The 13445-nt window shown below is 41.4% G+C and carries 10 protein-coding genes; 3 read left to right on the top strand and 7 right to left on the bottom strand.

Annotation, left to right across the window (positions count from 1 at the left end; all coding sequences use genetic code 11):
- Window positions 1–90: 90 nt before the first annotated feature.
- Window positions 91–945 (bottom strand): AraC family transcriptional regulator, encoded by an 855-nt coding sequence (locus POV27_RS11360; protein WP_272862889.1) that lies wholly within the window; start codon window positions 943–945, stop codon window positions 91–93.
- Between the two features lie 287 nt (window positions 946–1232).
- Between POV27_RS11360 and POV27_RS11355 the strand changes: the two genes are divergently transcribed.
- Window positions 1233–3386: a tetratricopeptide repeat-containing hybrid sensor histidine kinase/response regulator gene (locus POV27_RS11355; protein ID WP_272862888.1), complete on the top strand. Its 2154-nt coding sequence runs from the start codon at window positions 1233–1235 to the stop codon at window positions 3384–3386.
- An 11-nt stretch (window positions 3387–3397) separates the two neighbouring features.
- On the opposite strand, the gene POV27_RS11350 is transcribed toward POV27_RS11355, so the two are convergent.
- From POV27_RS11350 to POV27_RS11340, 3 genes are all read right to left on the bottom strand, one after another.
- Complete coding sequence (locus tag POV27_RS11350) at window positions 3398–3565, bottom strand: glycine zipper domain-containing protein (RefSeq protein WP_272862887.1); 168 nt, start codon at window positions 3563–3565, stop codon at window positions 3398–3400.
- A 68-nt stretch (window positions 3566–3633) separates the two neighbouring features.
- The gene (locus POV27_RS11345; protein WP_272862886.1) at window positions 3634–4062 is read right to left on the bottom strand and encodes a phage tail protein; all 429 of its coding nucleotides are present in this window, start codon (window positions 4060–4062) and stop codon (window positions 3634–3636) included.
- 98 nt (window positions 4063–4160) lie between these two features.
- Window positions 4161–4928, bottom strand: coding sequence for a PLDc N-terminal domain-containing protein (locus POV27_RS11340; RefSeq protein WP_272862885.1), 768 nt, complete (start codon window positions 4926–4928; stop codon window positions 4161–4163).
- A gap of 216 nt (window positions 4929–5144) precedes the next feature.
- Between POV27_RS11340 and POV27_RS11335 the strand changes: the two genes are divergently transcribed.
- Window positions 5145–6419 carry a carboxypeptidase-like regulatory domain-containing protein gene (locus POV27_RS11335; RefSeq protein WP_272862884.1) on the top strand — a complete coding sequence of 425 codons (1275 nt, stop codon included), beginning with the start codon at window positions 5145–5147 and terminating at the stop codon, window positions 6417–6419.
- 90 nt (window positions 6420–6509) lie between these two features.
- Window positions 6510–7373, top strand: a complete 864-nt coding sequence (locus POV27_RS11330; RefSeq protein ID WP_419179947.1) for a bile acid:sodium symporter family protein — start codon at window positions 6510–6512, stop codon at window positions 7371–7373.
- A 1-nt stretch (window position 7374) separates the two neighbouring features.
- Here POV27_RS11330 and POV27_RS11325 read toward each other — a convergent pair whose 3' ends face one another.
- The 3 genes from POV27_RS11325 to POV27_RS11315 form a co-directional block, all read right to left on the bottom strand.
- Entirely contained in the window at window positions 7375–9774 is a 2400-nt protein-coding gene (locus tag POV27_RS11325) for a glycoside hydrolase family 31 protein (RefSeq protein ID WP_272862883.1), read from the bottom strand.
- A 112-nt stretch (window positions 9775–9886) separates the two neighbouring features.
- On the bottom strand, window positions 9887–11812 hold the full coding sequence (gene glgB / locus POV27_RS11320) for a 1,4-alpha-glucan branching protein GlgB (protein ID WP_272862882.1): 1926 nt from the start codon (window positions 11810–11812) through the stop codon (window positions 9887–9889).
- 4 nt (window positions 11813–11816) lie between these two features.
- Window positions 11817–13445, bottom strand: coding sequence for a maltokinase N-terminal cap-like domain-containing protein (locus tag POV27_RS11315; protein WP_272862881.1), 1629 nt, complete (start codon window positions 13443–13445; stop codon window positions 11817–11819).

Here is a 13445-nt window from a genome sequence, read left to right as displayed (position 1 = left end):
AGTTTAGAGTTTTCATTGATTGTGATTCTAGCTAACCTTGACCTCCATGTCGCATTGCCTACCCTTGAGGGCAAGAGATGTGGAGGTTTTCTATTGAATTGGAATATAGATTTCGGTTTTTAGCTTTTCGGGGGCAGTGCGTTCGGGATGGCTAATATAGCGTTCCATGGGAGGCTCCTCCCTCAATTCGAATGCACTTTCCAATAACCAATTCCCGAAAATGTAGTTATAGACATCTCCAAGGAATTCGTAGCTTCCTTGATAGAGGAAAACGGCGAACTTTCCACCTTCTAAGGTCTTTACACCGATCTCACCTTTGGCTTTGGCCGGTTTATGAATGGTGAGACACGCATCGTAACGTATGTTATCGGGTTCCGTTACATGTGGATCGTCGTGACAGACTCCGAAACTCTGTATGCCTTTGGTGAATAGCTTCTGCTCCTTCACCTGCCCCCAAAGTTTTGGCCATGCCAATGCGTATTCGGGATTGCCATAAGGTCCTGTAATTCTCACGAAAAGAATTTCTTGAGCAGGCATTTCCAAAATTTTCGGTGCTTTTAATGTGATGTCTTTATTGCGAACGAGTGGTTTCATAATCGAAAAGCCTTTTTGTTTTCTGTATGCTGAAGGGGTAATCTGGTAATATTGCTTAAAAACACTGCTCAAGGAGGAGGGTGAATCATAGCCAATGCGGTAAGCAATTTCTTTAATTTCTAAATCTGAATATCGTAATAGACGTGCTGCCGTTTCTACACGTATTCTATTGATGTAGCTACCGAGTGGCTCACCCAATAGGCCTTTCATAATCCGGTGGAAATGGAATGGAGAGACATGGGTCTTTTGTGCAAGTTCTTCTATGTTTAATTTTTCATCCAAGTGGTTTTGAATGTACTCGGTAACAATAGTGAGACTTTCCAGATATCGCTCTTTGGTTCCTTGTGTCATTTTTGTTCAAAAGGCTTAGTATCACAAAAGTAATTCTTAGAAAACTAGGAGACTTTCGGAATCTTGCTGAAAAAAGTAAAATTGATGTTATTGATTTTCAGAAGGATACCAAATAAGACGATTTTTCGCTTTCATTTTAAGAAAAAAAGAGTCACTTTTTTCCTAAATTTCAAAGGCATTGGATTCCCAGTGCTTTAACCCCCCATTTAGTTAGGATGGTCCTTAAGGATCTGAAGAATGTATCGCCCAATGGCTTTTAAGACCATTCGGGCCTAAAAGATGATTATATGAAAAAAAGAATGGAGGCTACGTACATGACATATTTGGGGATTCCCACGCACTTTAAGTTAATTCCTTTGTGGTTTGTTTGTCTCATTTCCCTTACGCTTAATGGACAAGAAACCGTTATACGTGACTCTATAAGAAGTGAATTGAGAAAGGCTGCCGATTTTGCGAATTCCGATCGATTGGCAGAGGCCATATCCATTGCTGAGTGGGCGTTGACCGTATCCTCAAGGTATGGGTTTGAAAAACAAGAATCGGACGCTATAAATATACTCGGTATTTCTTTCGCTTATTTAGAAAAATACGAGGAATCCCTGCATTATTTTGATAGTTATAAGAAGATAAGTGAAAAGCGCAAAGATTCTGGCGAAGTGATGTTCGCATATAACAATATTGGACTGGTGTATAGCCTAATGGGAGATTATGAGGAAGCCATCGCACATTATAGAAAGGCTTTTATGTATGCCAGGACTGAAAAGGATCGATTCCTTCCCAATTATAATTTGGGATATAACCATATGCTAAAAGAAGAATATCCCCAAGCCATATCTTATCTTGAAAAAGCACTGCTCCTTTCCGAAACAGAAGATACTTTATATAAACAGGGAATTTATCAGAATCTCTACGAGAGTTATTTGGGTACAGGTCAAAAGGAAAAGGCTGAAGCTCACTTTATGATGACTGTTTCATTGGCAAAAAGGAATAAAATGCTACCCGACCTTATCGAACTCTACAAAATAAAGTTAACCAAGGCATATGCCAGTGATAGGGAGATGACCATGGTTAAGGATTCAATCATTCTCTTACAGGACTCGCTTATCCTTGGAATTCAGGACCGCACACGTAAAGAGGCCGAAGCCCTATTCAATTTAGAGCGTACCGAGAAAGAATTGGCACTCATGAGAAAAGAACAGGACTTTCAAAAACGATTCGTCATATTCCTCACCCTTTTCGTGATTCTATTGCTGCTATTATTTATTCTATTGATACGGAAAAATGTACAATTGGTCCGAACAAAAAGTAGGGCAGAGGTGTTGGCCGCTTCTAAGTCTAAGTTCTATTCCGAAATAAGCCATGAATTAAGAACCCCTCTGTATGGAGTGATTGAACTTTCCAATCTACTACTGGATGCCAATAATAAAAACAAGCATGCCGAATATACCGACTACCTCAAATTTTCGGGAAACTATTTGTTGGCATTGATCAACAACCTGCTTCAAATGGATAAGATTGAATCGGGAAAGATCAACGTCAATAATGTCTCCTTTCAATTGGATACACTGGTAAATAATATTATGGATGGCTTCAACTACTTAGTGCAATCGAAACAAAATACCTTGGTGTTGAATTACGATTCCTCGCTACCCGAACAGGTATTTGGGGATTCCCTGAAGATTTCTCAGATATTAGTGAACCTTTTGTCCAATGCGCTCAAGTTTACCGAGAACGGAACCATTACGGTATCCATTACAAACAATTCCGAATCAAAACATGAAATTAGCGTACTGTTCGAAGTAGAGGACACCGGTTGTGGTATTTCTCCAGAACAAATAGAGCTTATTTTTGAAGAATACCATCAAGAAGTAAAACATACATATGATCTAGAACGGGGTGCAGGATTGGGCCTTTCCATAGTATTAAAATTCCTTAAGATACTGGGGAGTACCATCCATGTGGAAAGTGAATTGGGGAAAGGGTCCAAGTTTTATTTCTACACCAATTTCCGAAAGAAAGTGCTGTTCGAAAAACGAATGGACGACCTCGACGAATCGCCATTGAAGCACTTAGATATACTTGTAGTGGACGACAACAAGATAAATCTGTTGATTACCCAGAAAATCGTTCAAAAAAACGGGGGGACGTGTACTTCGGCACTTTCGGGATTCGAAGCCATAGAAATGGCTGAGAAGAAGTCCTACGATTGTATTCTCATGGATGTGAATATGCCGGGCCTAAATGGCTACCAAACCAGTGAACATATTCGAAAGTTTGACACGAATGTGTGCATTATCATGCTCACGGCAGTTTCCGTTCAGGAAATCCAAGAGGAGATTCCAAATTATCCTGTAAACGGCTATATCTTAAAACCTTTTATCAATTCCATTTTTGTGAATACAATTCTAACAGCGGTAGAAGATAAAATTAAAATGGAATGATCCTGCAAACGTCAATCCTTGGTGTTGTCCTTTTTGTTTTGTTGCCCTAAAATAATGCCTAATGCGGTTCCTAAACCGGCTCCGAGCGCCACACCCACGGCGATATTACCAAAGGCTACACCCATGGACGTACCGATTCCAGCCCCTATAGCAATCGATAATCCAAAATTGCTGTTCATAAAAAAGTAGAAGTTTACCCAATAAGTACTCGGGTAATAATAATCGTTACACCTATAGAGAAATGGATCTATTTTTTGTCAAGAGAATAGAACAAGTAGCCCAATTCCAGACTTTCAATTTTTCCGTTGCCTGTACCTTGGCCACTCTTATTGCTCACCGCATGGGCTTTATGAAGCGTCCATTCTACCAGCGAATTGCCCTTTGCGTCTTTAAGACGTAAGGTAGCGTCGCTTTTAGGAGTGGCTTCTTCTGGGTTTTGACAAACGGCACACCATTGGAGCAATTTTGAATTGGGTTGGGTGGATCCATTTTTTAATTGAAGGTTCCCTTTGGGTAGGGATGGGATACGATAGCGAAAGGGGTTTTCACCTTCTCGTAGGCTGTTTTTAAGTACGACTTCGGTAACCATACCGTCTACCGCCTGAAAAGTGGTTTGCTCACCATTGGCGGAGAGTTCGAAATGGAAGGGAGATGGGGTGTTTTCGGCTGGGTTCATTTTTACATTGGATTGATTATTAGTCTTCTAAAGGTAGCAAAAAAAAGAATATGTTGAATCCTCCTACACGGACCCCAGTAAAATCAACTCCAAAAAACCTATAGGACCATAGTAGCACCCTCCACCACCTTTCCTTTGGAAAGTTTATCCTTGTAACTTTTTATGGCTTTGTGAATGAGTCGTTTGTCACGACGCTCTTGAGGTTGCATTTTGGTAAATTCCGATAAAAGCTTTTGAAGGTATTTCAACGATTCGGAAGTGCTCCCAATCTCATTTAGGAATTTGGCGTATTCCAATCGTTGCGGATAATTGGAATACATGGAATCCATTTCTAGAAAGACTTCCTCGGCTTTTCGTCGTTCTCCCATATGATACAACGACCAGGCGTAACCTGCCTTTTCGGGGGCTTTTTTGAATTCTTTCAAGTCTTTGATTTTTTCGGCGTATAACACAGATTGTGAATACTCCCCACAGTAATAATGGGCAAAGACTAAGGGGATTATGATGTGGGATTGTTGTTCAGGTTTGGAACCAACGCAGGATGTATACAGTTTAATGGCGTCCCGATAGCGTCCAGCCTCCATATAGTGATCGGCCAAATTGGTCCGGTTGAGGTCACTATCGGTCATTTCCAACTGTTTTTCTAATTTCTCTATTTCGTAATTGCTGTTTACAATGCCTTTAAAGCCTTCAGATATAGACTCTAAGTTTTCTCTGTTGTAAAAATGGTCGTACAGGTAAAAGATACCGCCTATGATGGGAAAGAAGATAATGAACCAAAACCACTTCTGATCGGCGCGATTCTTATATGCGTGGTAGAGGCAATATACCTGTAATATTGCCACCACGGGGATGAAACGGAACATTTAGTATTGGGTAGTTAGTTATATCAGTCTTAAATATATAGCATTTTTTTGAAATGTTAAAAAAACCCTAAGACTCTTCGATCAAATCACATAAAATGGGGACGTTCGTTTTATTTTGAGCCCCATTTTAACGTCTTACACTTATGGATATTTTGTATCTTGGGGTAATCCTCTAGGAATTAACCTCCCAAGGAAGTAATATCAAAGTGGTATATCATGAAAATGGCTAATCGATTTTTAAATAACTTTAAAATAGGCCTGTTTGGGATGCTTTTTTGCTTCGTACTCCCATTGCAGGCACAAGAAACATTTAAAGAATTTCACGGAAAGGTATTCGACACAGAAACAAATGATGTCTTGGTTTTTGCCAATGTAGGGCTTAAAGGCACCAATGTGAGTACTATAACCAATGCGGAAGGTGAGTTCACGCTCAAGATTTCTTCCGATGTTACCGCAGATAAAGTAATCGTGTCTTCGTTGGGCTACCAATCGGTAGAATTAGCCCTTACCGAATTGGAAAAAGGGTTTGCGAAAATTAAATTGTCACCCATGGTGACCGAACTTTCCGAAGTGAACCTAACAGCCTACAGTAGTGCAGAAGCTTTAGTACGCGCTGTGTTCGCAGATAAAGCCAAGAACAACCTACGGGAGGATGTATTGATGACCGCATTTTACAGGGAGACTATTAAAAAGAGAAAACGAAATGTGTCCCTTACCGAAGCGGTAATCAATCTTTACAAACAGCCCAATGCATCCGTAAAAAAGGACGTGCTAGAACTTCACAAAGCAAGAAAGAGTACGGATTACAAGCGCTTGGATACCGTAGCTCTTAAATTACAGGGAGGGCCTTTTTCAGTATTGTATATCGATGTAATGAAATACCCCGAATATATTTTTACCGATCGATCCATTGGCTATTACGACTTCACTTTTGCAGCACCTTCTACGGTAAATGATAAGCCAGTATATGTGGTTCGTTTTCGGCAAAAAGAAGAAATACCTCCGCCAGGTTATGAAGGAAAACTATTTATAGACGCAGAAACATTGGCCCTTACCAGTGCGTCATACAGTCTTATCATAGGAAATGAAAGAGAGGCAAGCGAAATGTTTGTGAAACGCAAACCTCGGGATGTGAATGTAATCCCTACAAGAGCCTCCTATCGTGTGGACTACCGTGAAAAGAATGGTAAATGGTATTATGGGTATGGAAGTGTGCAGCTGGCCTTTAAAGTAAGCAAACGGCGCAAGTGGTTCAATTCGCATTATTCCCTTTCCAGTGAAATGGCAGTTACCGATTGGGAGACCAATCCTACTGGGAAAGTAGCACTCATTAAGGATCGATTAAAACCCACTGTGATTATTGCCGATGCAGTTTCAGGATTTTCTGATCCCGAATTCTGGGGTCCGTACAATGTGATTGAACCCGAGAAATCTATCGAGTCCGCCATTAATAAGATTCGACGAAAACTGAAGAAGGAAAAAGGATCTTGATTTTCAAAAGCATACGGCCCAAGGGCCGTTTTTTTCGTTTTCATCTAGTATAAAATAAGTAACTTTCCCCGTAAAACTAATCAACTTAACATGGACAAGGCTTCAACCATTATCTTAGCCGTATCCCTCATCATTATTATGTTTGGGATGGGCTTATCCCTCACCACCACAGATTTTAGACGTGTAATTTTCTATCCCAAGGCAATTTTTATTGGCCTCATAAATCAGTTGATATTACTTCCACTCATAGGATTTAGTATTGCCGTAGGCCTTAATCTTCCTGCGGACATCGCTATTGGGGTGATGATCTTAGCAGCCTGTCCCGGTGGGCCTACGTCCAATCTCATTTCGCATTTGGCGAAAGGGGATTTAGCGCTTTCGGTGACCTTGACTGCATTGAGTAGCCTGATTACGATTTTGACCATTCCATTTTTGGTGAATTTTGCACTAGAATATTTTAGTGAGCAGGGGCAGTTCATTCAATTGGACGTACTGCAAACCATTCTGCAAATTCTGATCATTGTGGTGATACCTGTTTGTGTGGGAATGCTTGTCCGCCGTTACAGAAATAAATTTGCCCATAACATGGCACGTCCTGTGCGAATTGGGTCTGGTGTCGTATTGGCACTCATCATTATAGGGCTTGTAATAAAGGAGAAAGATAATTTCGTTTCCTATTTGCAACAGGCAGGTCTCGCGACCTTGGCACTTAACGCTATTACCATGTTTGTAGGGTACTATTCTGCCAAGCTATTTAGGCTAACAAAGCCAGAAGCTGTTTCCATTTCCATAGAATCAGGTATACAGAACGGAACTTTGGCCATCACCGTAGCGGTAGTTTTACTGAACAATACTGCCTTCGCTATAGCTCCAGCTGTATATAGCTTACTTATGTTCTTCACCGGTGGCTTTATGATATTCAGAGCTACCCGAAGAAAGGGAGAAACGGCTTAGATTACTCTCCGATGATATGAAGTTCGGTAAAGTTTTTATCCACTACCAAGGAAGTATTTCCGTTTACCTTAAGCTCACTTAAAGCGGTTTCCTGATTGTCCACTTCGATGGTTTTAATCGTGAACGGCAAACGCTTTAAATCCAATTTAAATTTGGAATAAGGCGTAACATACTTTCCTTCTTTGTGTTGCTGAATGATCAATTCATTTTTCTTACCCGTTAATTTGAAGGTTCTGGAACTGTAGCGTCCTTTTTTGTAGTCGTATCCATCGTGGGCATCTTCATAGAACTTGGAATCTTCTCGGCCTTCCTTGTAATATACTTCCAGTTCTACTTCATCGAACTCCTTTTCACCCACATATTGCTGTACTGGGTACTTGGGTATCACAGCTCCTTCTTTAATAAACATGGGAATGCTATCTATATCGGCATCTACCCATTGTTCCTTACCTCCATCTACAATCTCATGGGTCCAGTAGTTGTACCATTTCCCTCTCGGTATGTACATGCGTCGTCCCTTGGCGTTGGCCTCTAGGATAGGACACACCAAGATATGCTCCCCAAATAGAAATTCGTCCGTTCTGTAATACGTCTGATGATCTTTTTGATCGAACAATACCAAGGGCTTTACAATAGGCACTCCATCGGTTACATATTGTTTGAAGGCTGTGTATAAATAGGGTAGTAGCTTGTAGCGAAGTTCCACGAACTTACGGGTAATGTCGGTTACATCTTCATCGAAAGACCAAGGTTCCTGATCGCCGTGATCCCCAGAGGAATGCACGCGGCAGAAGGGATGGAAAATTCCTAATTGAATCCAACGTAAGAATAATTCTCCGGTAGGTTGTTCTGCAAAACCACCAATATCGGTTCCTATAAAGGACATTCCGCTAACGCACATACGTTGTATCTGTTGATTGGCGATCCATAAATGTTCCCAAGTAGCGATATTATCACCTGTCCAAGAAGAACAAAAACGCTGTGTTCCCGAATAGGCCGAACGCGTAATAATGAAAGGTCTTTTGGGATATACGAATTGCTTTACCCCGTCGTAAGTAGCTCTAGCCATCTGCATCCCATAAATGTTATGGGCTTTGCTGTGACTGCATGGATTTCCGTCATAATTGTGACGTACGTCCAAGGGGAAGGTTTTGGTCGGTACTTCCATTACCGCAGGTTCGTTCATGTCATTCCAAACACCCGCGATGCCTACATCTTCTATCAATTCCTTGTAAAGTCCGCTCCACCATTCACGTACTTTCGGATTGGTAAAATCTGGGAAATTACATTCTCCTGGCCATACCTTTCCGCGCATAAGAGGACCGTCGGCGCGCTTACAGAAGTAGTCGTTCTCCAAGGCTTCTTGGTATACCCAATAATCTTTATCTATTTTAATTCCTGGATCTATGATGGCGACGGTTTTAAATCCATCTTCCGCCAATTCGTCCACCATCCGCTTAGGATCGGGGAAGTATTCCTTGTTCCAAGTAAAACAGCGCCATCCGTCCATATAGTCGATGTCTAGATAGATAGCATCACATGGAATATTCAACTCCCTGAACTTAGCTGTGACTTCCTTTACGTTTTCCTCTGGATAGTAGCTCCATTTACTTTGGTGGTATCCCAAGGCCCAAAGCGGCGGTAATTCTGGTTTTCCGGTAAGATCGGTATAGTTCTTTACTACCTGCTCCATGTCTGGACCATAGAAGAAATAATAATTCATTTCTCCTCCTTGTGCCCAAAAGCTGGTCACACTTCTGCGTTCATGGCCAAAGTCGAAATAGGTTCTAAAGGTATTGTCGAAAAAGATTCCGTAAGAGATATCGTGGTGCAGCCCTACATAGAAAGGAACCGCTTTGTATAACGGATCTCGGTCTTTTCCAAAAGCATATTCGTCCGTCACCCAATTTTCAACGCGCTTACCCTTTAGGTTGAGGTGCATGGGTTTGTCTCCCAGACCGTAGTAGCATTCCATTTTTTGCTCGGTCTTGCTCATTTTTACGATATCGCTACCGTGCTCATAACTGTATTCCCAATGGAATCCCAATTCATCTTCACTGATAAGCTGTCCATCTACGTCGTAGATGGTCTTCTTTAAGTTGGCTTTCTGAATTTGAAGCACCAACTTGGAAGTTCTGATCTCGTAGTAAGTATCCTCTTCCGAATATTCCAGCTGATTGTATCCGCGAACGGCTTCATCGGCAATAGCATAACTGAAATCTTTGGGGAAACTTCCAGTAGAAGTATAACGAAACCGAAATACACTATTTCGTACTACGGTGATCTCCAATAGTACTTCATTTTCGGTCGCAATAAGGAATTTATCTTTTTTCTTGGTGAAGCTTTTTATCTGGGAAGGAAATTGATTTCCTTTTTGTTCCAATTCGGTATTTATAATCATAGTTTTTCCGCTTTACATAGGGCCACTTACAAATGAAGTATTTCTAGGCCAAAAACAAACGTAAGCAATAGAACTATTTCAAAAAAGTAATCAACAGACGAAATCGATTTCGTTAACCGTTTTCTTTCGAAATCACCCTTTTTAGGGCAATCATCGCTAATGGAGGAAGATTGAAAACGGCAGATTGCTCCCTAAATTGCCAAGGAACATCTTCGGAAGTATATTGCTTTTTCACTGGGAATCCACTACCCAAAAATTCGGCATCATCGCTATTGAAAATAAGACGGTATTTTCCTTTTTCGGGAAGTCCAATGCGATAATTTTCTCGAGGCATAGGAGTCATATTACAAATGACCATTACCGTGTCCTTTTCATCGTTTCCTTTACGTAAATAGGCAAGGACACTATTTTCGGCATCGTTATAGTCGATCCATTCGAAACCAGCGGCATCGAACTGCTTTTCATGTAATCCTTTTTCTTTTTTGTACAAAGCATTCAAGCTGGAAACCAAGTCTTTAATTCCTTTGTGGTAATCGTGTTCCAATAAATGCCAATCGAGGCTTTGCTGAAAGTTCCACTCTTCGTGTTGACCAAATTCTCCACCTTGGAATAGCAATTTGGTCCCTGGATGCGTGTACATATAGGAATACAACAGCCTAAGATTCGCAAATCGTTGCCATTCATCACCCGGCATTCTCCCTAAAATGGAGTGCTTGCCGTATACTACTTCGTCATGACTTAATGGAAGCATGAAGTTTTCAGTAAAAGCATAAGTCATGCTAAAAGTGATGTCATTTTGATGGTGTTTTCGATAAATGGGTTCTTTTTTGAAGTATTCCAAGGTATCGTGCATCCATCCCATCATCCATTTCATACCAAAGCCCAGCCCTCCAATGTAGGTAGGTTTCGATACCATGGGGAAGGAGGTTGATTCTTCGGCAATGGTTTGTACGCCTTCGAAACTGGAGTAAATTTCGGTATTCAGCTCCTTGAAAAAGGAAATGGTATCTAGATTTTCCCTTCCACCAAATTCATTGGGTTCCCATTCGCCATCTTCTCTGGAATAGTCCAAATACAACATAGAAGCCACGGCATCTACACGCAATCCATCGGCATGATAGCGATCCAGCCAGAAAATCGCATTGCTTATAAGGAAAGAACGGACCTCATTACGTCCGTAATTGAAGATGAGGCTTTTCCAATCGGGGTGATACCCTTTGCGTCTGTCGGGATGTTCGTACAAGTGGGAACCATCAAAAAAGCCTAGACCATGGGCGTCTTCTGGGAAATGGGAGGGTACCCAATCCAAAATAACTCCAATACCATTGGCATGCAGTTCGTCTACGAGCAGCATAAAATCTTCGGGCTTCCCAAAACGGGAAGTGGGAGCAAAATAACCTGTAAGTTGATATCCCCAAGAAGGATCGTACGGATATTCCATAATAGGCATGAACTCTACATGGGTAAAGTTCATCTCCTTTACATATTCCGTGAGCGATTTAGCCAATTCCAAATAGGAGAGGGGTCTATTTTCGGTGGTATTGTGCATCCATGATCCCAAATGGACTTCGTATACGGAGAACGGTTGATCCAATTGATTGGTCTTCTTGCGCTTCTTCATCCAAGCATCATCCTTCCAATCGTAGGTATGATCCCAAACGATGGAAGCCGTATTGGGCGGTTGCTCGCATCGAAAAGCAAATGGATCGGCCTTTTCCGTTTTAATATCGTTATTGTGCGAATGTATCTTGTATTTGTACTTGCTTCCTTTCTGAACCCCAGGAATAAACCCTTCCCAAATACCGCTTTCGTCCCATCGCACGTTTAGTGGATGTTCCCCTTCAATCCAATAATTGAAATCGCCAATCACGGAAACAGCCTTGGCGGTAGGTGCCCAAACGGCAAAGTATACGCCCTTTTCTCCCTCTAATTCGGTGAGGTGAGCTCCCAATTTGTCGTACAATCGATAGTGCTTACCCGATTTAAAAAGGTTGATGTCGAATTCAGAAAAAAAACTGTGTGCTATTACCTTGCTCATACAATTACTCTTGGTTCATAATGGAAGCAATGCCCTCTAAGGGGATCACTGCCCAAAGGGGACGGGAATTCATTTCATATCCCAACTCGTATACGGCCTTCTCTAACATGGCATGTTTCAGCATGAAAATACGTTCTTGATTGTACCCAATGTTGAGGTTGGCTTCCTGTATAATATCGGTGTAGGTTCTTAGGAATACCGCAATGAAGTAACGGTACAACTTTTCGCCGGCTTCAAAAAGCTGATCTTGGGTATAAGGGAATTCCTCTCCATGATTAAAAATCGTCGCATAAATGGCATAATGGAAGGAGCGAAACAATCCTGCTACATCCTTTAATGGTGGTTGTTTTACCCTACGGTCACGAATAGTACTTTCGGGTTCTCCTTCAAAATCCAGAATATAGAAATCACCATTGTTCACGAGAATCTGTCCTAAGTGGTAGTCTCCATGCACACGAATGCGCTCTCCTTTCAGTTTGTGCCAATCGAAAGACATGAATCGCTTTCGTATTTCATTTTTCTGGGAAAGAAAATCCTTGGCCAGTTTTAGTGCCAATCCATCCAATTTATGAAGGTTGTTTTCTACCGTGTTCAATCGATTCTGAAATTGATAAAGCAGTCTATTTTTTAGCCAAACCTCGTAATCCCTATTAAAATGTTGTGGGGTAAAGGAGGTTTCTTCAAATTCGGACCCTAGCGCTATATGCATTTCGGCCGTCCGCACTGCCAATTGTTGCAATTTCAAAAACACATCCAATCCGGCCCAATCGATAATCTCTGGTGGAACTTCGCGAATACTCATGCGCTCGAACATACCTGTAGATGGTAGATCTTCGACCTTAATGCCTTTATCCGAAAGGTTATGGAAGACCTTCAAGATCTTTTCCAGCATGTACTCCCAAGCATCGCCCTGATTGGGCACTAATTCTTGCATGAGGGCTATGGTGACCATTAATTTGTCACTGTCTATAATATTGAGACTCCCTTGATAAGCTGGCGTATTTTGAAACCCCTTTTTGTCCGAAAGGAAACGGGACATTTCATAATCCGGATTTTTGTTGGGATAGATTCTTCTGAAGAACTTAATGACACAATGATCATTTATGATAACGGATGTGTTGCTTTGTTCCATCCCCATAAAACGGGAGGATTTGTATTCGGTTTCCTTCAGGCTTTCCCCACGATGGTATTGCACGCGTGTGGTATCCTTTGGTTCGGCCGTAAGGATGCGTTCGAAGACCAGTTTCCTAAAGGATTCCAAGTTAATGGCATCGATGAGATAACCACTTACACCATTAATGGTGAGCGATAGGATACGATCTTCCTTAGCGAAATCTTCGTCGGTAACAAAAGCAATAGGAAGGAAGTAATGCTGATAAAAGGCCTCCTTAAAGTTTACTTCCAAAAGCAAACCGTAATAGACTTCTTCCTTTTGCTGAATGCGGAAATATTCGGTAAGCTCAATGTATTTTAGGGTACTGGATTTACCTCCATACCACCGTTGTTTTATGATGTACTCTTCCAACACTTCTGAAAGGAACATTTTAATGAATCCTTCATCCTCAATGAGAGTTTCCCAAGTGCTATTGAATTGCGCTTTCGACTTCTTTTTCGATGTTTCCGACTTCGCCAT

This window comes from Aureisphaera galaxeae, from assembly GCF_028561275.1.
GTDB lineage: Bacteria > Bacteroidota > Bacteroidia > Flavobacteriales > Flavobacteriaceae > Aureisphaera > Aureisphaera galaxeae.
This window is presented reverse-complemented; position numbering and strand designations above follow the sequence as displayed.